General features: G+C 33.5%; 21 protein-coding genes. 2 read left to right on the top strand and 19 right to left on the bottom strand.

Going from position 1 to position 21,767, the window contains the following annotated elements; all coding sequences use genetic code 11:
- Positions 1-9: 9 nt before the first annotated feature.
- Complete coding sequence (locus CDZ89_RS09200) at positions 10-1,401, bottom strand: Sau3AI family type II restriction endonuclease (RefSeq protein WP_100333588.1); 1,392 nt, start codon at positions 1,399-1,401, stop codon at positions 10-12.
- 159 nt (positions 1,402-1,560) lie between these two features.
- Here CDZ89_RS09200 and dcm point away from each other — a divergent pair, with 159 nt between their 5' ends.
- Positions 1,561-2,811, top strand: coding sequence for a DNA (cytosine-5-)-methyltransferase (dcm, locus tag CDZ89_RS09195; RefSeq protein ID WP_100333587.1), 1,251 nt, complete (start codon positions 1,561-1,563; stop codon positions 2,809-2,811).
- A gap of 40 nt (positions 2,812-2,851) precedes the next feature.
- Here the strand turns inward: dcm and CDZ89_RS09190 are convergent, their stop codons facing one another.
- The 7 genes from CDZ89_RS09190 to CDZ89_RS09150 form a co-directional block, all read right to left on the bottom strand.
- On the bottom strand, positions 2,852-4,024 hold the full coding sequence (locus tag CDZ89_RS09190; protein ID WP_198508237.1) for a PDDEXK family nuclease: 1,173 nt from the start codon (positions 4,022-4,024) through the stop codon (positions 2,852-2,854).
- Positions 4,025-4,195: 171 nt separating this feature from the next.
- Complete coding sequence (locus tag CDZ89_RS20150; protein WP_227521477.1) at positions 4,196-4,957, bottom strand: DUF6339 family protein; 762 nt, start codon at positions 4,955-4,957, stop codon at positions 4,196-4,198.
- 1 nt (position 4,958) lies between these two features.
- On the bottom strand, positions 4,959-5,804 hold the full coding sequence (locus tag CDZ89_RS09170; protein WP_100333586.1) for a hypothetical protein: 846 nt from the start codon (positions 5,802-5,804) through the stop codon (positions 4,959-4,961).
- A complete protein-coding gene (locus tag CDZ89_RS09165; RefSeq protein WP_100333585.1) occupies positions 5,794-7,743 on the bottom strand; it encodes a hypothetical protein in 1,950 nt (649 codons plus the stop codon). The genes CDZ89_RS09170 and CDZ89_RS09165 overlap by 11 nt, the downstream gene beginning before the upstream one ends.
- Positions 7,744-7,996: 253 nt before the next feature.
- Positions 7,997-8,542: a hypothetical protein gene (locus CDZ89_RS09160; protein ID WP_100333584.1), complete on the bottom strand. Its 546-nt coding sequence runs from the start codon at positions 8,540-8,542 to the stop codon at positions 7,997-7,999.
- Between the two features lie 22 nt (positions 8,543-8,564).
- Positions 8,565-10,481, bottom strand: coding sequence for a 3'-5' exonuclease (locus tag CDZ89_RS09155; RefSeq protein WP_100333583.1), 1,917 nt, complete (start codon positions 10,479-10,481; stop codon positions 8,565-8,567).
- Positions 10,482-10,876: 395 nt separating this feature from the next.
- On the bottom strand, positions 10,877-12,499 hold the full coding sequence (locus CDZ89_RS09150) for a GIY-YIG nuclease family protein (RefSeq protein ID WP_100333582.1): 1,623 nt from the start codon (positions 12,497-12,499) through the stop codon (positions 10,877-10,879).
- Positions 12,500-12,987: 488 nt separating this feature from the next.
- Between CDZ89_RS09150 and CDZ89_RS09145 the strand changes: the two genes are divergently transcribed.
- Positions 12,988-13,587: a restriction endonuclease gene (locus CDZ89_RS09145; protein ID WP_096154045.1), complete on the top strand. Its 600-nt coding sequence runs from the start codon at positions 12,988-12,990 to the stop codon at positions 13,585-13,587.
- Positions 13,588-13,710: 123 nt separating this feature from the next.
- Here CDZ89_RS09145 and CDZ89_RS09140 read toward each other — a convergent pair whose 3' ends face one another.
- From CDZ89_RS09140 to CDZ89_RS09090, 11 genes are all read right to left on the bottom strand, one after another.
- Entirely contained in the window at positions 13,711-14,493 is a 783-nt protein-coding gene (locus CDZ89_RS09140) for an NERD domain-containing protein (RefSeq protein ID WP_096154044.1), read from the bottom strand.
- A gap of 338 nt (positions 14,494-14,831) precedes the next feature.
- Complete coding sequence (locus CDZ89_RS09135; protein ID WP_096154042.1) at positions 14,832-15,104, bottom strand: helix-turn-helix domain-containing protein; 273 nt, start codon at positions 15,102-15,104, stop codon at positions 14,832-14,834.
- Positions 15,105-15,203: 99 nt separating this feature from the next.
- A complete protein-coding gene (locus CDZ89_RS09130) occupies positions 15,204-15,713 on the bottom strand; it encodes a competence protein ComK (RefSeq protein ID WP_100333581.1) in 510 nt (169 codons plus the stop codon).
- A 383-nt stretch (positions 15,714-16,096) separates the two neighbouring features.
- Positions 16,097-16,951 carry a GNAT family N-acetyltransferase gene (locus CDZ89_RS09125; protein ID WP_100333580.1) on the bottom strand — a complete coding sequence of 285 codons (855 nt, stop codon included), beginning with the start codon at positions 16,949-16,951 and terminating at the stop codon, positions 16,097-16,099.
- A gap of 131 nt (positions 16,952-17,082) precedes the next feature.
- Entirely contained in the window at positions 17,083-17,637 is a 555-nt protein-coding gene (locus tag CDZ89_RS09120; RefSeq protein ID WP_096154036.1) for a YdcF family protein, read from the bottom strand.
- A gap of 508 nt (positions 17,638-18,145) precedes the next feature.
- Positions 18,146-18,574, bottom strand: coding sequence for a hypothetical protein (locus tag CDZ89_RS09115; RefSeq protein WP_100333579.1), 429 nt, complete (start codon positions 18,572-18,574; stop codon positions 18,146-18,148).
- Positions 18,575-18,674: 100 nt separating this feature from the next.
- A complete protein-coding gene (locus tag CDZ89_RS09110; protein ID WP_100333578.1) occupies positions 18,675-19,196 on the bottom strand; it encodes a hypothetical protein in 522 nt (173 codons plus the stop codon).
- A gap of 426 nt (positions 19,197-19,622) precedes the next feature.
- A complete protein-coding gene (locus CDZ89_RS09105; protein WP_100333577.1) occupies positions 19,623-19,814 on the bottom strand; it encodes a hypothetical protein in 192 nt (63 codons plus the stop codon).
- A gap of 101 nt (positions 19,815-19,915) precedes the next feature.
- Entirely contained in the window at positions 19,916-20,131 is a 216-nt protein-coding gene (locus CDZ89_RS09100; RefSeq protein WP_096154024.1) for a glycosyl transferase, read from the bottom strand.
- A gap of 155 nt (positions 20,132-20,286) precedes the next feature.
- On the bottom strand, positions 20,287-20,676 hold the full coding sequence (locus tag CDZ89_RS20500) for an undecaprenyl phosphate translocase family protein (protein ID WP_100333576.1): 390 nt from the start codon (positions 20,674-20,676) through the stop codon (positions 20,287-20,289).
- An 83-nt stretch (positions 20,677-20,759) separates the two neighbouring features.
- Positions 20,760-21,539, bottom strand: a complete 780-nt coding sequence (locus CDZ89_RS09090; RefSeq protein WP_096154015.1) for a PhzF family phenazine biosynthesis protein — start codon at positions 21,537-21,539, stop codon at positions 20,760-20,762.
- Positions 21,540-21,767: the final 228 nt, after the last annotated feature.

The raw sequence follows: 21,767 nt of genomic DNA, 5'->3' as shown, positions 1-21,767 counted from the left end.
TTAAAATATTTATATTAAATCCTTAACGATATCCGCTACATAAGTATTATTTAACCAGTAACATTGTTTAGTAATTTTATTGCCATTCGGTAGCGCAACTTTATCTTGACCATCTGCTCCCTTTGGTCGAATATGAGTAACCCCATTAAAACTGATTTTTGGAAAATTATTTGATTCTACTAATTTTTTACCACGCATAACATATTCAATCTCTAGCTCATTCTTATTAATTAACCTATTAACTTCTTCCCATAGTTCCTTTATTTCATTTTCTACTGTTTCTTCAGGCATGTTCCAAAATTTTATCCCTTTAAAAACTAATTCTCGATTTGGGTTCTCTTTCTTAGTTTCGGTATATTGGAACACAACAAAAAGAAACTTTGTATCATAGAACCTTTCTCTTAAATAACTTTCTTCCCATTCTTCCGAGGTCCATTGGTAAAAATCTATATTCTCGAACGACATTGATTCCTTTGGTTTGCCATTTGGTTCAAGTCTCACAGTTTTAAATTGTATATTTGCTTTAGAAAACTCTTCAATTTGACCCAGTTTGGTGCCCTTTATACCTAGAAGTGCACTTATTACTATTGCTACGAAACTTTTAGATTTTGGGTTATAAGTAATTCCGTGAATATCTGCAATTTTTTTATCAGTCATTCCAATAAATGGTTTAAATTTGTATTCTAATAATTCTTTAAAAGACTTTTGCTTTAATTCTGATGCGTTAGCAAACTGTATTAAATCTTCATTTTTAATATATTTTCTGACTAAAGCTGTCATATATGATTGTTTTAGAGAAAACGCTCGTTGCATTGCTTTAATTCTACTAAATGGCTGATCTCTTACAGAGGTTTTATTACTACCTTTTGATGCTGCCCCTAGGTAAATTGTATCTCCTTCTGATAATTCATGGGCCTTTCCTTCTTTAATTTTTCTAATGATTAAATCCCAATCTTGTTTTACTATTTCAAGATCAGCTTCAGGAAACGTATATAAGACACTTTTAAATATTTGATAGTCCTTCCTATCAACCTCGGGAACCCATTGATAGAACATAAGAAGTAACTTCTGATTTTTTGTCCAGAAGCTAGATGTCTTAAATTCAGTATTTACTTCTTCCATATAATTAATGATGTTTAGTACAAGTCTTTCTTTAGCTGATAATGTACCATTTGTATTCTTTCTAAAAGGAGTAACTTTTAGCTCTACCCCTAAATTATCAAAATCTGGCCTCGCATCAGAATTCACTGCATATTCAAAGAAGCTTTCTTCCACAACTTGTCCAAGTCCACCTTTTGACTTCTTATTATCTAATCTATTAAAATTATCAATTTCTCCAAATGTTTTCCCCTCTGCCTCTCTAGCTTTCTCCATTAATTCATTCATTGTTTGATAAATCATTTTTATCCCCTTATTCACTAATATTATTAGAACATTCGTTCTAACTCTGATATAATTAACCTACATACATTAAAAAAGGTAAATAATATTAGTTGATCTTTTTGTTACTTTTTATTATAATGATTGTTAGGTATCTTTTATACCGAAAGGATGTTCGAAATGATAAAAGTAATAGAATTATTTGCCGGAGTCGGTGGATTTCGATTAGGTTTGGAAGCAACTAAAGGATTTGAAGTTGTTTGGGGAAACCAATGGGAGCCTTCAAAGAAAGCACAAGATGCTTTTGATTGTTACGCTAGAAACTTTAAAGATAGAGGAATACACTCTAATGAAGATATAGCAACTGTAGATGAAACAAATCTATTAAAATATAATGCAAACCTGCTCGTAGGCGGTTTTCCATGTCAAGACTACTCAGTAGCACGTAGCTTATCAGGCGAAAAAGGTATTCAAGGTAAAAAAGGTGTCCTATTCTGGGAAATCGTACGTCTATTACGGACTATTCGACCAAGATATGTTTTGTTAGAAAATGTAGATCGTTTATTAAAGTCTCCTTCTAAACAACGCGGACGTGATTTTTCCGTCATGTTAGCGAGTTTAAGAGACCTTAATTACACCGTTGAATGGCGAGTTATAAATGCAGCTGAATATGGACAAGCACAAAGAAGACGTCGAATTTTTATTTTTGCTGTTCAAAATGATACTTCGTATGTTTCAAACTTAAGTAATGTAGATGATCTTACATTAATACATGAGAAAGGTTTTTTCGCAAAACCTTTCCCTGTTAAAGATGAATTTAACGAGAGACATAAGCCACACTCCTTTACATTACCTGAAGATTTATTAGAGGTATCAGACGAGTTTTCAATGAAATATTTAAACTCCGGAATTATGAGAAACGGCGAAGTATACACCGAAGAAGTTATTCCTGTCACGGAAGAACCCATTACATTGTCACAGATATTACAATCAGGTGTAGATGAAAAATATTATCTCCTTGAAAATGCAATTGAGAAGTTTCAGTACTTAAAAGGACCTAAAAAAATTGAAAGAACTTCTGCGACTGGACATAAATACACTTTCTCTGAAGGTGGAATGGCATTCCCTGAACCTCTAGATAAACCTGGTAGAACAATGTTAACTAGTGAAGCAACAGTTAATAGAAGTAGTCATGTCATAGAAGATTCAGAAACTGGACGTATTAGAATACTAACTCCAGTAGAATGCGAACGGCTTAATGGCTTCCCTGATAATTGGACGGACGGAATGTCGGAGCGAATGAGGTACTTTTGTATGGGAAATGCATTAGTTGTTGGATTGATTGAGAGAATGGGAAATCGAATACTCGAAATAGAAAAAGCAGAGGAAATTCCTGCTATTAATAGAGAAGTGCAGATGTCTTGGTTCTAATTTAGTGCCCTCCTATAACAGATAAGGAGGGCTTCTTAATTTAGTATGGAATAATCTCAAATTCAACCTTTTTCAAAGTAGAATTGTATGAGTATTTTACAAGCTTTATATCCCTCCACTCTTCAGAAACTCTATCATCTCGTAAATTAGTAGTGTATCTCCTACTTCCATTTTCTTTAATATACATTATTACCTCATTCGGAAAGTTAGACGCAACTAAGAACGCACTAACCATTGAATAATCTCCATATGAATATTCATTTTTAATCCAATCAACATATTTTAGCACTTGATTTACATCTTCTATTTCTGCATCTTTTTTCTTCAACTCCATTGCCATAAACTTTGATATTGTAGGTTTATATCCATCAATATATCGATAACCGAATATATCCATTTTATCCATCCATATTATTGGTTTAAAAGGTGAAGCTACCACTTGATGTGAAATATAATCCCAATCACCAAAAATGTTGATTGTTCCTTTATCTTTTGAAGAAAGTTGATGTAATAATGCCAGTTCTAAAGTAGTTTCTCGTCTAAATGTTTTATCTGGAAGTGCAGAGTTGTCTAGAAATTCCTTAATTCCAAAAGTATATCTGCCAGTTTCTGCTTTATTTCTAATTTCAGCATGTGTCTTTTGCGACAGATTCTCGAATACTTCAGCTTTGTTTTTTCTTATTATATTTTCCTCATTTACTTTGAAAATAATATCCTTCAACGCTTGATTTTCAATATCGTCAATTTTTATGAATGACAACTGTTGGAATGCTCTAAGCATTTTAAATGCAGTAGGATTAGACATAAGAACAGCATCCATATCTACAGCATTTTTAAAGAAATATGGAGATGGTTTAAATGTACAAATCCATCTTAACTCTCGTTCTCCATTTTTCCATTTCCCTTTCGAATTAAGCACCTCATTTTTTACAGATGTAAATATTGTTGCTTCTGGGGTATTTGCTTCAGGAAAATTTAAGAACTTACAATCACCTACAATATTCTTCATTTCTCCTACGCCATATATTTTCCTATTTTTAAAGAAGAAAATATTATCCCCTTCCTTCATCGTCGCATAATCAGCTACAGTCGATTCTGTTGTAGGATGCCAAAGTTGATTTGAGGGGATAGTTATTTTGGTAGAGTAAATTCCTTTTCTTGCAGATTCATACAATGAATCTAGACTATCAAATGTCATAATATATCCAGCCATTTGCTCCTCCGATTATTCAGCCTTAACTATTTATTTTTAAATTTGAACTGTAATTTAATTCCATTTTTAATCCCGTTGAATTTTTCCTTGTCCCTTTCCCTTACCACCTATAAAAGACTCCGTGAATTTCGATTCACCTGAGGGACAGACATAGGTTTTCTATTGGATTTGTTATACAGCTGTTTCCATCTCTATATCTAAGTGTTTCTTCAGATGTTTCCCGACCATGTCCTCAACTTCCTCAGTACTTAGCATATCCAAAATCATCGCCCCACCAACAACATTTAAATATTTGTTTGCCTGGACAAAATGGTCACGCTTAATAGCAACTCCACTTTCTTCTAGTTTTACTAACGTTTTTAATATGCCCTTTGTAATATTTCGATTTGAAGTAAAGTTACTGGAGAAGAATACAACGCTTCTTGCAGAATAATCTTTACTGCAAAAGAAGTCGGTTAGCCAGTATGGGTTACTTTCGTTTGTTTCATCGTATGTCATATAACCTACCCACCAAAGGCGAGCTAAAATGTGTACGAATAGGGATCGTTTATTTCCGTTTTTAAAAAATAGAGACGTGTTGATACGTTTATCGTTTTTACCTTCTATATCTTTTTTCAATCGATAGAAAGCAAAGTCTCTTAATTGTAAATGAGCTAACCCTGACCAAAGACGTTCTTGAGTAGCTTGGGCAACGGTTAAATGTTTTAAAGAGTCATAGATTAGCTTAACATTTTCCCGATCACTAATTGCATAGTCCTCATTCAAGTTAAATGTTGGAACTTCAAATGGAATGCTAGACTCTAGCACCTTTCCCTCTTCTTTAAGATAATCATTGAACCATTGGTGGTTTTCATTATAGTAATGTTCTTTATACGCTTCGTAATTTCCTCTTAAGTCCAGTAGCGTCTCGTCTGAAATAAATTTTAATTTCATGTTAGTCCTCCGTTCTATGAAGCTTTTCGATTTCTTCAAAACTAGATTTAAGTGGTTTTCTTAAAACTAGTTGAGCAGCTTTTAGTGGAGAAAGTTTATCTGTCCCTATATCTTCCAAACGGAGGTTATTCTCTTGGAAAATCTTCTCCAATACTTGGTACCATGTATATTGCTCTAGGTCTTCCGTGCCGCTACCTATTTTCGAGAAAACATATACCAATGCAGGTACAATTACTGTAGAAAGTATGGTATTTTTCAGTAAAGAATTGGCACTCATCGCATATTGATTGTATTCATATTCTGGTAAATAGATTGTAATGGTGTCATGTTGGATTTCTACGTCCATAAACTCATTCTTAAGATGCTTTGAAACTGTCACTATTGATGGCAAATTCAACATATCTGTATTGTCATCAATCAATGTCGTTTCAATCGCGTCTCCAATCGCGAGAATGTTTCCCTTTTCATAGGAAATTGGAATTCCTTTATACCAATCACTTAATCTATCATTCGTATAATTTGTAATAGTAGTTTTAGCAATAATAAAGGAATGGATAGATATTTTCCCTCGTAGTGAATTAGTTGGAATTGGTATTTCTAGCATTCTTTCAGCTGTTTCAAAGGCGATGCGGTAACTAGTTTGACCACATTCCACATGGATTAAATAAATTGCTGACTTTTCGTCGATTAATTGCTGAATTCTTGGATTATCTAAGGAGAACGTCACTTTTAAACGAACTTCTCCAAAAGATTCACCCACTTCTATATTTGCTTGAAAGCTAGATTTCTTATAGTCTTCATTATTCATGTACAGAACTGGATATGGATAAGATGTATTAATCTTCATACAGTTCCACCTCCATTACACAATAATCGGAATAATCGATTTCTACGTCAACAATAAAATGTTTCTTTGCAGGGATAGAATGCAAGTGAATATTATTGCTGCTGCATTTATCTACCGTTATATTCCTGTCGTCCGTAGTTGCACTTTTGATTGGTAAATTAAAATCACTCTGCTCCCCTATCACTCTAAAGGCTAATCGACCATTAGGTAAAGCTTTATTGGATGAGATGATGAAACGGTATTTTCCATTGTTTTTATCTGTCGAAACATATTTATGAGAGATAGCAATGGGCTTACTACTAGGCTTTCTTTCTCTCTTACTATCTGTTCCACCTTCTGTTTCTGGATCTAATTCTTTATTACCTCCAGGATTTGTTGCACCGCCCCCGTCATTTCCTCCACCACTTTGACTGCCAGTGCCGTTACCACCTTCGTCCCCAGTTGGCGTAATTCCATATTCCCCTGCTAATTGTTCTTCTAAATCTTCTGTATTTTCTATCCCTTTTGACTTAGTCTTTTTCTTTTCCTTTGTATCTTCCTTTACTTCTTTCGTCACGATATGTTTAATTTTTGCATTTAACGATTCTGTTTTGTTCACACCTGTTGTATCTATTAAACTATTATTTGGAAGGAAATCACTTAAACCAATTGCATCCATACTGTCCGTTACTTTTTCCTGAAAATATTGTTTAACTGAGTCTCTAATAAACTTACGCAGGTCTTTGTACACTTTATCAGCTAATTTAGGGTCCTTCTCATATCTTTCGGCAGACCACTCGTTATGAGACGGGTTTTCCATTTGTTTAAAGATATTGTTCATGTTTGTACCAGTTATCATCAATAGTCCTGTAAAAGAGATGCTTCCGCTAATTCCCTTTTGCTCAAAAATACGCATTCCAGTTTTACGAGTCATTAGAACTCGTCTATTATGATCTTCACCATTTATTAAATACAGGGTAGCTTCCCCTTCTTCAAAATGCATACCACTTTTATACTTTTTTTCTGGATAAGGAACTTTTAATACTTTATCAGAGGTTAAAAGTTGGAAGTAACTCTTTAGATGTTGATTTTCTTCGCTATCATCTAAATCATAGATAAGCTTTTCCAGGTTCTCACGATTAATGTCAAAATCATTTATCCTTACTATTAATTTTTGGTTAAAAATCGTAATAAAGAAATTGTAAAGCACCGATTTCATCACTTCTTTTTCCCAGTCATGAACAGGATCAAATGCAGTAACATAAATATCCGTACCTGTTTCGGTTCTTCTAAAGCTAGGGTCTAAGAAAATTTGCTCAGGAATTGCTAATGAATTTTCATTATAGGTAAAATAACCATTCCCTAGTGTTGTCTTACCGTTTTCTTTTTGGAAAGACATAATGTTTGCAACACCAATATAAGATTTATAACCAGTCGTATCTAAAGAAGAGTAAAACAACGTTCTTAAATTGGAATTTAGAAATGGAGCAGACTTACCTATACCAAAACTACCACCAGAACTTTCTCCTTTGTTGGAAGAACCAGCTTCTCTGACAAGTGAACTCCAGGGTGAACCTAGTTCTCCTTCCTTCGCTCCTTCTAACCCTTTCGTATTAAAATCACTAATACGCAACATACTTAGTTGCCTTCTATCAATTATATCCAGAGCGTTTTCAATAAAGTCTTCGCTTTTTTTATTTCGATTTCTCCATGTTTCCCTACTTTGGAGAAATACTGCATGTAATTGCTCACGTTCTGGAAAACAATTCATGTCTGCTACGAATCTATTAAATTCTACTACTACTGGTTTTGTGGAATCTTTTACAGCATCTAAAGAATTTTGACATATTTCTCTTGTTAAGGAATCTAACGCGTTTCCTCTAAATGTTTCTAGTCCAGCGTTATTGATGGAATTAATCATTCCACCTGTGGCGGCTGGGAAGTGCCAGAATTTGTTCATTTGGGTACCTCCGTATATTTAAATGCAATATTTTTTTATATAAGTGTTGGTTTCGATTAAGTATTTTCCATTACTATATTACCATATTTTTGAATGAGTGGAATTGGAAGTTACTAGTTAATGTCAAATATGAAAATAAAGCAGAGTTCCAGGACTGGAGACTCTGCCTTACATTAATTGTATCGGTTCTTAAATGAAGTTGATATTCATGTTTCAATTAATTGGTCGTAACAATTCATAAAAATACTAATCTTTATTTATAACTCAAAATGCTTTCAATATTATCTAATAAGAATTTCTTTCCTATATCATTAAAAACAACTTGTTGGTATTGCTCGTTATTATAGTGTTTTGTAATGGATTCAATACCGTATCCAGCTGATTTATCGTTTGGTACGGTACGTTTCTTTCCATTGTCTACGGTCTCTACTGAGAGAATACCCATTGATCTTAATTTTCTATTAATCACAGCACCGTTTAGCTTTTTACTAACATCTAGATTAATTACTTTATTGATTGCTTGTGCAAATTCATTTATTCCAATGAGTCCTACTGGTAGCTCAACTTGATCCTTCTCTTCTTTTGAGATAATAAAAGTTGAAGGCTTTCTTTTGGTACTTTTTTTAGTAGTCACATCATTCTCCAGGTATTCGGATAAAAAGAACAGCTGTCTTATTATTCGTGGATCATTTAATAAGCATGATTCCCTTACAGGAGTATGGTCTAATGGATTAATACCGTTTGCTAATAGTTTTATCATCTTTTTAGACTCTATTAATCTCTCAGTGTTATTTTCCATAATCATTACCTCCCCAAATATGTTAGCTTCTTTTCTCTTCTAACTTCTTCTCTACTCTCTCCTCAACTACTCTATCAAAATACTCTGTAAACTCCGATTCACCGGAATAAGACAAGCACAAGTATTGTTTCGCCCTTGTCATTCCTATGTATAGAAGAGATGCTTCGCGTTCTTTGTCTTCTTCTAATGGGAAAGGCATAGAGTCAACGTTCACGATGAATACTGTTTGGTAGTCTAAACCTTTACTACTATCGATCGTACTTATTTTTACTTTTCCATCTTCTTTTTCAAAGGATCGTTTCGATTGGTCGTTTTCTGTAATCCAATAGTATGGTAAGCCCTCAGATGAAAGGCTACGTGTAATGATATCGATGATTGGTAGTTTATGTGTTCTTTTTACACGGTAAAGAATGAGCATTTCGTCTAATGGGACGTTTTTTTCTTCGTGCAATTTCTTGATCTGCCTTGAAACGATTCGCATTTCATTATAAAAGCTAGTCGACTTTAAGATAGCTGGTTCTGGGCCTTTTCTTTTTGTACTTTGAGGAGCGATGATTTCTCCTTCTAGTTCACGGTTCACGACCTTCTTTTTAAAAGCAGATTTTGACTGATAAAAGTCCCAAGCGAATTTGACTATTTGGGCTGTATTTCGATAGTTAATGGATAAAACTTTCGATCGTCCTTGGAAGCTTAGTCCAGTATCTTGTACATAAGATCGCTTTCTTTTATAAATAGTTTGTGCTCTGTCTTCTACTAATAATAGCGATTGTGTATCTTCGTTTATTAATAAACTAACAAGTTTTAACCAATCAGACTCAAAGTCTTGTCCCTCATCAATTAATATTGCATCATATGTTGGTAAAATGGCTTCCTTTTTAACAAGTTTTTCTACTATCTCTGGAATTTGCGGTTCTCTTATTTTTAATTCATTTTTTAGCCAACTATGAAAATTACGTACGATAATATTTTTATTCATAGGTTCATTGACTACACTTTTTCCTGTAAAGTCAAAGTCAAAAAGGTCTTCAGGCTCGTTTAACATATACGTAATCATCTGTTGAATGGAATTGGATAAGGAAATGTTATAGCAAAGGATTAATATTTTCCAATCAGGGTTCTTTTTTGCTAACATTTTTGCTCGGCTAGCTAGAATTAACGTTTTCCCACTACCTGCTACTCCACGAATAAGCCTGTTTTTGTCGCCTATTTGCTTTGCCAAATTTTCTTGGTGTAAATCCATCGTTTTTATATCATGTAAAGATAGAAGTAGCTGATCTTGATACGGAACTGGGGCCTTAAATTCCGCACTTATTCTAACTTCTGGGAACAGGTGATAACGGATGGAATTAATATCTTCTAACGATAACGGCTCTCTTAATCGAAAAGGCACAACAAACATGTTTAAGATCTTTTCCATTAAAACCTCTTCTGAAAACTCTTCTTTATCTGGATCTATTTCATCTCTAGTTAAGCAGAGAGTCGGCTCCATTACGGAATATAGTCCTTCTTTAACAAAATCTTTGGAATTCATTCTTGTAAACACAACACCATGGCCGTATGGGAATTTTAATGAAAACATATATTTTCCATCTGTTTGTATTAGGTTTTTATCTTTCTTCAAAACATCTACTAGATGAAACATATTTTCACGTGCCTGCTTTAATGGGCTTTTTGTAATGGTTTGTTGACCTGAAGTTGCAACAATATGCCATTCATCATGGTTAACTTGAAAAAGAGTACTTTTTGTATAATCTTTTACTTCTAAAACAACAAGTCCTAAGTCTTGACCGATAATGACAAAGTCGGGCCTTCTTCCCTGTATTTCCGGTTCATAGTAAACAATGTAGTCGTCAGGTAGGTATGTTTTTAACGTTCTAAATAACAGCCGTTCTCCAGCTGTTGCAGTGGATCTTATTGTTTCAGGTACTGTGACTGCCATAATTGTCCGCTCCAAAAATGTTTATTTTTCCCTATTATACAACATAATTTTACAGGCTAGGTATCTATTTTGGTAATTTCGGCCTAATATGAGTTGAACATCTTTTACTAAATCATTTTTCTTTTTCATTCGAAGGTGATTAGTCACATATCAAGCTAATCTTTGTCCTTTTGAACTGTTTTTCTAGGCTAAATAAAAAAGTGTTTAACATCTGTTTAAATGGACAGTTGTTAAACACCAAAACCTATTCAAGCTGTAGCTCAAAAATTCACTTTAATTTATTCCCATGTATTAATGACTATTTAAAATGCTCTGCCTTTCATCTAAGAATAGAGATACTGAATTCAAAATACGTTGTAACATTATCTTATAGGTTGTTGACCTTTAAGGATAATTTATAAAGTCGTTTCTAGTTCTTCTGTTACTAAGCTGAGACTTTGACGATATTCTTCCGCTTTCATAGTAGTGGTAAATTCTACTGTAGGATCAATTTCTTGAACAATTTCTTGTAGCTCAAATACGTCAATGTTAAAGAATTCTTTTCTTAAATTTACTTTATTGATCCTGCTTTTTTCTAAGTGATTATGAATCTTTTGTTCTAAATCAACTGCATTATCACTAAACACCATTGCATGTATGTCAAACCTGAAAGGTACAGATGCATTTCCTAACTCATCAATTCTGTCTAACGGGTTTAACCTTCGAGTCATACCTATTTTAAATGTTCTATCTCCGAATGAACCTAAGTTAGAAATTACGTAAACATATCCTGCTCTTCCATTGGCTCTCTTCAGGATTTCTTCTTTCTGTTCCTCAATATTGCTAAACTGCTCTTCTAATTCTGTTAATCTTAGTTGCAATGCCAGTATTTTTTCTTGGTCTTGCTCTTGTGATAGCAACTCTTTATTCTTATTGATTTCTGCTAAATATTTTTCTCCTTCTAGTTCTATCTTTTTCCGCTCTTGCTCAAGTAATCGACGTTCTTCCGCTTCTTGACGCATTTGCTCTTTAATTAGCTTTTGTTCCTCTTTTTCTTTTTCCTTTTGAATATGGTATTTATATTCGATTTGAATCGCATTTCGGAATAATGGCTCTAGTTCTGCTAAGAATCGTGTAATAGTAGGGAGTATGGAGGCATTTCCATTTCCGCATATAGTAAGATATTTTTCAATTAACTCTTTAGAATTATTTAGTGCTTTATCCAAGTTCGTATAACTCAACGTATATAATATGTTTTGTAGTTCTGCTTGAAGGCCTATGACCATTAAATCGTATATTGTTCTGTTTGCTTTAGATGTATAACGGGATTGATAATCTTTTAACAATTTCTTAATTAATTTATTGTTACCATTCATTTCTTTTCTAAGTTCTTTAGAAGCTTTATGATGAAGGTCTAACTCAACAATAGTATGTAGATAACCGTCTTCGAGCTGATTGTCAAGCTCCAGTAGTTGTTGCTCTATATATGAGTAGTTAATTGCATTAGGGAAATTTTCAACTAGTTGCTTGATTCCTTCTATTTCTACTTTATACTTTTCAATTAGCTTTTGATGTTTGATAAGTTGTTTTTCTGTCTTAACAGCCTCATCTTTAAGAAGCAACACTTTTTCATTTTCATCAATAAAACGTTTTTTTGTTTCCTCTAGTTCGGAAAGTTCTGTCGTTAGTGCAATGATTTGCTCATTATAATTTGAAATAGTATTATCAAAGTTGTTAATTTTACTTACTAGTTCATTATTTTCCTCGATTTTTTTATTTAATTGCTGTAGTTCCTGCTCTTTACTAGTTAGTGTGGTTTTTACATCCTGTAATTTTACTTCCGCTTCTTCATATTGAGACTTCACTTCCTCTAAATTGTCAAAGCCACTTTCTTCCCATTCCTTTTTTATTGCTTTTTCTTTTTTATTACGTACAAACAACAGAATTATACCGACAATAAGTGGTATCCCATACAACCACCAACCTGCAAATAAAATAGCAATGAAAGTTGTTGATAAGTACCTAGGTAATTTTCTCATTCTCCAAACATCCTTTCTTTTAATTTAGTTTAACTGAGAATCTAACGCCATGTAACGCAATTACTCATCTATATATGATGTATGTTTCTAATTATGGAACCATTACATCATATATAGATATGTTTGTCTCGACGATTATTTTTAATCCATATATTGTTATTTTACTATCATTCTCCTAAAATTTGTTCTTTTCGACAAAGAAAGACAAATCAAGACCAAGAATTCGTCATTAGATTTTAATTACGGTGGCTGAACTCCGCGGTTTTAAGATATTAGCGCAGCATGGGGCAGGCAACGTACTTATATTGTGCTTATAAAGAGGTCGTTTTCAATTTATTTGAGGGTTATTTCTTTTTGTTCTTTTCTTTGTGTCGTTCTTTGGAAGCAAGTGGTCTATGTCATAAGTAAATAAAATGTGTTCCCTACCAATTGTTTAGTATAATTTTCTGTTTTATTGATAATGATTAAATCTGAGGTGATATATTTTAATGGAATATTTAATTATAGCGATACTTGCAGGACTATTAATATACCAATGGAAAAGTAGTAAAAGTTTAAAAGAAGATCACTTTAATAAGGAATTATTATTAAAGGATGAGTTTAAAAGAACTATTGCTTTGGGGCTCTATCAAAGATTTTGTAATGAAGTAGAAGAAAAACGATACTCCTCGGCTTTTCTCAAAAGTAATCCATTAGATTTTGAACACTTTATTGCTGATGTATTAAAGCATAAGTATGGTTTTGACTCATTTGTCACAAAGAGCTCCGGTGATTTTGGAGTTGATATAGAGCATGGTATAGGGGATGGAAAAGTAATAGGACAAGTGAAATGTGAACGTCAAGATATTGATTATGAGCCAATTGCAATCATACATTCTAATATGATTAAACAAAATGCATCCAAAGCATATGTTGTTTCAACTTCAGGTTTTACTAATAATGCTAAGATTTATGCAGAAGGATTGAACATTGACCTAATAGATGGATTGGAACTTGTAGAAATGTGGATTAACTACAAAAGTCCAATTGCTAAAACAATTGAATACAAACCGTTTAAAAGTGAATCGACAGATACAATTAGTATGTAATAGATTAGGTACGATACAATTCCCTCCAGTATGGGTAATAGAATCGTACCTTATCAGACTTTACTACTTAGAGATGCTTATGCTATAACGCAACAAAACTCAATAATACAGCAAATGGCCTGTCTAAGCCCCCTTCTCCACAAACCTACATTTCGGAAAATTATTACATCCTTTGAACTTGCCGTATTTTCCATTTCTAAGTTTTAGTTCTTCTCCACATCTTGGGCAAATGTTTTGGTTCACTTTTTGCTTAATTGATGACTGTTTAGCTTTAATGTTTTTTACATGTTGTTTTGCTATCGTTTTTTTATCTTTAGTGCCAGCTTCTTGTATTTCAGATAATTTTCTTGAAATTGATTCAACCGTTGGTGTATTGACTATTTTTGTGTTTTTTAATGTTATAGTGTTCATAAGATCTCGCAAATAAATAACATCTGCTTGTTCAAACTTCATACTATTTTTAAAAGTTGCCGTTTTAAAGAAAACAATGATAGAGTGTGTCGGGATATTTTCTCCCTCTTCACCTAACAATTCTTTTAACGCACGAATGTGGCCTTTGTTTTGCCAAATAGGGTTTAGGAATTTTTCCTTTCTTTTATAGATTACTTGAGTCCAATTTTTTTGATTTTCCGATCCGAATATCCAGCCATCATAAAACTTTGTTTCTAGTACAAACAGTCCGTATTCAGAAATGATTAGGTGGTCAATTTGAGAGTACGTACCATCGGATATAGGAATATATAGATCATGATAGGAATGATAAGTGCCAGGATATCGTCTTTCGAGTTTTTCTATTTCTTTCCTTACTCTTCTCTCTCCTATTGCCCCGTACCATTTTGATTGATTTTTCTTTACCCAAATAATCAAACCGATTACTAGAATCGGAAAAATATACATTTCCATCATTTAAACCTCCAACTAGTAATGTGTTCTAGTATTCTATTTGACATTTTTTTCTTTTTCCCTTCATTTTTTTACAATATTATTGTAATAGAAATACTTTTATTCGACACAGAACTCATGTTAGTTTGTATAATTTTCTTTATCTAGAGCAACAAAAAAAGCCTACCATCAATGGTAAGCTTATACACTGCTGATATTCCCAGCATCTATATATACGGTTCTTACTTGAAAATGTTAAGTTTGAGTTCGAGAAAATCAATCATGAGACAGGTTACTTTTCCACTTTACAGACATGTAACACTTCCCAATACTATTCATAATTCTTATTGGTTGTGTTACTATTACTCCTCACCTTGATTACCTTTTTTTATTGTAGGGAAAACTTTTTTGACTGCATTTATTAGTAGTTCTAGCGGATCTTTTAAATCCAGTCCTCTAGCAATCTTCATTATGGTCATAACAGAAGCTTCTTTTTCTCCTCTCTCAATCTCTCCTAAGAATTTATCATTTATACCCGCTGCATCAGCCAATTCTTCGATGGTTCTTTTTTGTGCTTTTCGTATTTCTCGAATGGATTCACCAATCGTTTCACCTAAAATGGTAGTCTTTCTCATTGTACCATTACCCCTGTTTCCACAATTATCATGGTAGGAAAAAGGGGGTTACACAGTCAGTAGACGGTATTTGCGTGTATTTGATGAAAATATTTTTAATTATCTAGTAGGCATCTTATTTCTTCCCTTCACCTCGAAGGAAAAGTTGATTGTCTGTTCGGTACAAAATAGCGAGAAAATCACAGCTGATTTATGGATTTGTTGTAGCAGTGCTTGGTAGGAAACTTGAGCCTCAAGTTTTGTCGTGTTATGCATGACGATTTCACAGCGATTTTTATCTATTGGTGTTACCCGCTTTATTTGATGATACATGAACCATGCACAGTTCATGTTTTCTGGGGAGTGTGTTGGGAAAATGATTAATTTAAGTGTTTCAGAGATTAAGATTGGTGTTTTTTGTACGTAGTTAGTTTTGTGAATAATTGCTTCTCTTCTACCTGTAATAGATGCACCGTATTCTAAACAGTTTCTGTTTAGAATGGAGTCTATTCTTTCCTCTGTAACATAAATACTTTCTTCCTCGATGATTTTCGTCTGGTAGATTGGATGAAAGTTTGGTAGCATTGCAATCGTTTGTGGATTGATCTTGTATTCCGTGATAATGTCCATAGGTTATCCCCTTTAATATTTTAGATTTCAGAATATAAAAGAAAAAAGGTTGTAATGGCAAGGAAGTTTTGGAATAATCGACTAAATATTCCATTTAGTGACAACCTCTTTACCATAATTATCTATACGTTTATACGGTGGTGGAACAGTCTATAGACGGTAAAATACTTTTTTTGTCATTTTTATATTTATACATTTAGTCCCCGATTGTGGAAAATGCTTTTTCTATTGAACGGTATATTTGTACTGTGAAGCAAGTAGTTCTGGTGTTCTTCTTCGCTGAATCAAGATTAACGTCCTAAATAACAAAAAGACGCGTCATGAAATAAACGCGTCCGATAATGGAAGATCCGATTTGATATTTATTAGTTATTGAAACTGAATTATTCGCCTTTATCAAAACCGAGATGAACAGAGTCTGCAATCCTTTCATAGCCAATTTCCTTATAGATCTTATTTGATGTCGGATTCATCATATCTGTGTACAAAACGCAAAAGTTGAAGTCTTTAAGTAGTTCTCTTGATACCGCTGTAACAAGCGTCCGAGCAAATCCTTTTTTGCGTTCTTCTTTTGGCGTAAACACTAAACTAACGGTTACACCGTTCTTTGTAGGACGTGACTTCTTCATCATAGATACGATCTTTCCTTTATCCTCCCAAACAAAGACCTCTTGTTCCTTTAGAAACATTGCAACACGTTTTTTCACTTGTTCAATTGGCGAGATCGGCAGTCTGGCATCCTTTTCAAATGAGTTGTACCACTTCTCGATAAGTGCAGAATCACATTCTTCCGCATAACGCCATGAACCGGGACTATGTACAAGCGTTTCATTCACCGTATTTAAACGGTACAAACCCTGGTCCATAAGGAGTTGATGAGCCTTACCGGTTTTAACTTCCCACTTCTTCGCGACTTTGTATGCCCACTCTTTCAGACTGATAATTGAACGAAAGTCAATTTCAAGTTCGACTATATTTCTTATGAAGAAATCTATTATTTCTTCTAAACGGTTTTCATCGACAAAAATAAGATTTAACGGATGCGGGGGTGTCATTTGGAGAAAGGCTAACACACTTCCATCTTCCTCGATTGTCGCCATAAATGGATTCTCATAATTACCAGCTTTAATCGCTTGCAGTACACCGTAAAAAAGACTGAATACATCTTCCTTTTCCAATAAAAAAGACTCTATCTTCTTCTCAAAATCATGAGCATTATCATAAACTTTAAATTCCATTTTCAACACTCCATCATAATCAAATTAAATCGAAGGCACTGATTTAGAAGTACCTTTTTATTACGCATTTGGCCAAATTAAGGTTTCTCTTTATTTAAGGATTGCGCCCGTTTGCGGCAATAACCAAGTAATTATTTAGTCCAACTAGGAATTATTTCACCGAAATATGTACCAATTTTCTTAACTTCATCCATTACACGTTTAATGCCTACTTCTGATAGAAACCAGTTTTCCTTTGTTATTCCATATCTATCAACACAAGGTGAAACGAAGAACTCACAATCTATTGGAAATTCAGCCTGATAGCATAATAGTGAACGGCGAGCATGCCCTGCTTTACAAACCACAATCGCTTTTCTCGGAACTATACTCTTCCTATGAAGAACTTCTAACGATAAACGAGCATTTTCTAATGTATGTTGTGCCTTATCTTCTTTTAAAATTGCTTCTTCAGGTATTCCATTTTCCATACCAATTTTTCGTAAATACTCCCACTCAGTGGTTCCGACATGCTGTTTATATCCGCCAGAAGGAAGTATATAAGGAGCCATTCCTTGCTTATACAAGTCTGCAGCCTTCTCCATTAATGGAGGATGATTTGCACCAGGAACCAATATTACATCTGCTGGAGAAACTGAGTTTTCCACAAAAATAAATTCAGTAATACAATCAAACGGATTAGACATCTGATAAACTCCCCTTATCATTATAGGCTTCATTGGAATAGGTTCACCGCTGTCCTAAACCATCATAATGGCAGAGTAATACTTTGATTACATGTATCCATTCCCCGAAAGCGGTGACTGCCCCCCAGTAGAGTATAGCTTTACCAAACTGGGGGACTGTTCCAATAGCCTGAATCAATTGTTTATCCAAGTTATTAGGAGTGATTGGATAAACGGTTCTGAAAATTGTCCTGCTTCGTTTTGCTTCAATGTATTTCCTCCGAAATTACAATTAAATAAACAGGAGCAGCCGCATTAATAACTGTTCCTGTTATTTTAAGTAAAGCACCCATTTAGTTTTCTTATACTCTTCTGTTCCTTAACTTCAACAGAAAGAAGCTAATCTCCTTCTTGAAGATTTGCACCCGTTTGTTTAATAGGAAATTGACAACCAAAGTTGGGGGTTTTTCGAGTGGGAATTTATACAATTACTAACCTTTAACAGTGCCATTTAAAAAAAGAAAAAAATTTAAAATAGTGGTTCCATTTCTAGATTACTAATTACTTTCTCTAATAAATTATCGCCTATTATTTTATAATCTTTATCTCTTATTTGTATATATCCGACATCAGTGACTACCATTTGTAATGACTCCGAATTGGAAGTTAATGTAACATAATAGTTAAGCAGTCCTAATCTTCCATTAGAAATCTTTTTTAATTTAACATTAGAAAGTTCATCTACTAATCTAGAGATTTCATTTTCGTCCGTAATCTTAACATGTAAGTGTTCATCGGGATTAAGATGTAAAATATATATTTCGTCTATTTTGCCATTCGGAAAAAATTCCTCTAAAGCCTCTCGATATGTAATCTCTCTTCCTTGGATAATAAATAAACTACTTACAACAGCTACTACTATTACAGATATAACAATGAATAATACTCTTTTACTCATAAAATTCCCCCTAATTATTCTGCTTTATTTACTCGAATTAGAAAAACGACCATCTGTTATTGAAGCATCCACCCTTTAGTTGAATAAATTATCCATACTCCTATTCTGTACCCACATACAGAAATTCATTATTCTTACCAAAACGAAAATGAATATCATACTTTCGTTCACTACCATTTTGGTCATAACCATATAGAAAATAACCCACCTCAGTAGAATCAGGCTGTGGATTATAAAAATTGAAATACATAGGTAATCCAGCAATTTCTATTGGAAAATAAAAGTCACTAAGTTCACCGAAATTAACCTTACCATCGATGACTTCAAAATTAACATCAAACTCACTTCTTAATTTATCGAATTCGTTATTAGCTATATGTTTCATAATGTTCCTTGCTTTATGATCAAATATTTGCAATTTCTCTTGGTTCTTCTTTTCTTGCTCCAATTCATCATTAATAAGTCTCAGTTCTTCTTCTAAGTTACTAATCTCAATATTTTTCTCATTAATCTGAGTTTGGTATTTCAAAATTAATGATTCCTTGTCGTTCTCATCATCAGAACATGCAGAAATAACAATTAGCACCAAGACAATTCCTGTCAGATGAATATACCTTTTCATTTTATCTCCTCCAAAGTTATAATAAATTATTTCAATCCCCTTATACTCCTTACTGGAGAAACCTGCTTCAATAGTTGCAGAAGCAATAGCACTGTTTCGCTAACGCACCCGTTACTTATGTAAGAGTTGAAATACTACTTGAAGGTTTTAGTCTTCATATTTCTTTACAACAGACTTTATCCTTGATGCAATAAGTACAGCTATAAGACCAGTTATCTACATAGATATAATATGTTCCCAACCTAACACTCCTTTTAGGATAAAATTCAGCAAGAATACACCAACTAGCGAACCAAAAACCCAAGGTATCCAGAATTTTGAAATAATATTTTTCATTTGCCCTCCCGAAAGATTTTACTGTTCCTCGGTTAGTAACTGATTTGAGTGAAAACAATTATTTACTAACGCACCCGTTTATCCAATTATTTATTTTTCATATTTCCCCTTATTTTTATTTATTGTTATTAGTTTTGTCATGACAAAATGAACTACTGCAATAGTAAGTAAAAAGTCTCTATATGCCTCATTTTTCCCCTCCAATAACGTAGCAACAATAAAGAAGAATCCAAACGATATTATAAGTAAAGCCAGAACATAATGCCAAATTTTTAGTTCCATTTTATATCCCCCTTTATTAAACAAAACTGCTCCATTTGTTTAATTACTTCCAAAAAAAGGGACTTATCCTTCTTAAAGATAAACCCCCGTTAATGCAATAATTAATTTCTATCTTTTATGAAAGTAACTATTCCAATGCTAAATACTAAGATACCGATTAACATCAATGAATGTATAAATCCATTAAGAATTGGTACATATTCACTAGTTAAATTCTTGTTTCGATACACGATGTTAACCAAATTGTACCCTAAAGGGGTACTAATAAGTATAATGATAATCCCTAAAGAAACATATGTTACTGCTTGTTTGTTCATAAATCATTCCCCCTAATACAATTTCACTTCTCTTTAACTCTACTGCTCTTTACTTCAAGAAAAAAGATGCGAACTCCTTCTTGAAGATACGCATCCGTTTGTTTAAGTGTAGAATTTCATAATCCCAATATATAACCTAAATAAATTTAGTAATTCTACTCAAATTTTTTGTTCTGAATTTGCTTTAAAGTAATTATAAAAGCGATGCCCACAAAAAATGTTATCAATGACACTACGATTGTCGAAGTGCCAAGTACACTATATAAATTGTACTGAATCGCATAGATTGAACCACTAACTAACCCAATTATTGCTGCATAAGTTTCTGCCGTGTAATTTTCTAATAAGTATCTAATAAGTTTACTAGTTAGTAAAACTCCTAAAACTATACCTGAACCAATCGCTAAAATTATCGGCAAATCAAACGACATTAAAGATGCTGTGGCTATTTCATATATACCTAATATAGTCAGTATTAAAGCACCGCTTAATCCAGGGAGAACAAGAGCTGTACTTGCAATAAATCCTGCAATGGCAAAGAGGATAACTTGGGGACGGGGTTACATTTCTCATTTTTTGAATGAGAAGTGTAACCCCGTCCCCGATTTTGCATTTTAAATACCTCATTTTACTCGATCGTAATTTCTGCAACTGAATATAGGACTGCTTTTCCTGCCATCTTTACTCGTGCTTCTTCATATTTACAATAAAGGGTTCCGCCTCTGCTTGAAATTTGTCTTGCAACTAGTTCCCGTTTTTCTAATCTTTTTGCCCAAAAAGGAATTAGGCTGCAATGCAAGGAACCTGTTACTGGATCTTCGTTTATCTTTAACTTAGGGAAAAAGCCTCTGGAAACAAAATCGAATTCACTGCCTTGAGCTGTAACGCAAACACCCAATCCTTCTGGTAATTTTTCTAATTGGGCAAAGTCAGGACTTATGTTTCTTACATCTTCCTCGGACTCTAGTACAAAAACAAGGTCTCTATTTAAATACGTTTCTTTTGGCACGATTCCTAAAGCGCTAATCATTTGATCAGTAACAGAAATTTCTTCTGAAGGAACAGAAGGGAAATCAAGTTCATATAAATCATCTTGTTTGTTTACAGTTAACTCTCCACTAATTGTATGAAACTTAACGGTATCCAATTGCTTTTCATAGTAATTTAAAATGATAAATGCCGTTGCTAGCGTGGCATGCCCACAAAGGTTAATCTCTCCTCCAGGTGTAAACCATCTAAGTCGGTAATGGCCTTCTTCTTTTACTGCAAAAGCTGTTTCCGATAGGTTATTTTCAATGGCTATTTTCTGCATGAGTTCATCTGAAATCCAATCATTCATGATACATACTCCTGCTGGATTTCCTTCAAAAACCTTTTCTGCAAAAGCATCAACTACAAAATATTTCATATCATTTTCCTCCAGTGTTATAATGTGTTTTATTATTTATTAGTAGTTTACATCTATATGTATATAACACTCAACACCTAACGACTTGGAGTAAGTTTAGTTACTCTAGTAAGGGCCTATCAATAACTAGAACACTAGGGGGTTATTACATCTGTTCAAGTAAAAGGGATAAACCGGGGAAAGGGTAATGTTACCCCGTCCCCGGTTTTGTCTCTTAGACGGTAAAAT

The sequence above is a fragment of the Bacillus alkalisoli genome (assembly GCF_002797415.1).
Taxonomy (GTDB): domain Bacteria; phylum Bacillota; class Bacilli; order Bacillales; family Bacillaceae_I; genus Bacillus_CD; species Bacillus_CD alkalisoli.
This window is presented reverse-complemented; position numbering and strand designations above follow the sequence as displayed.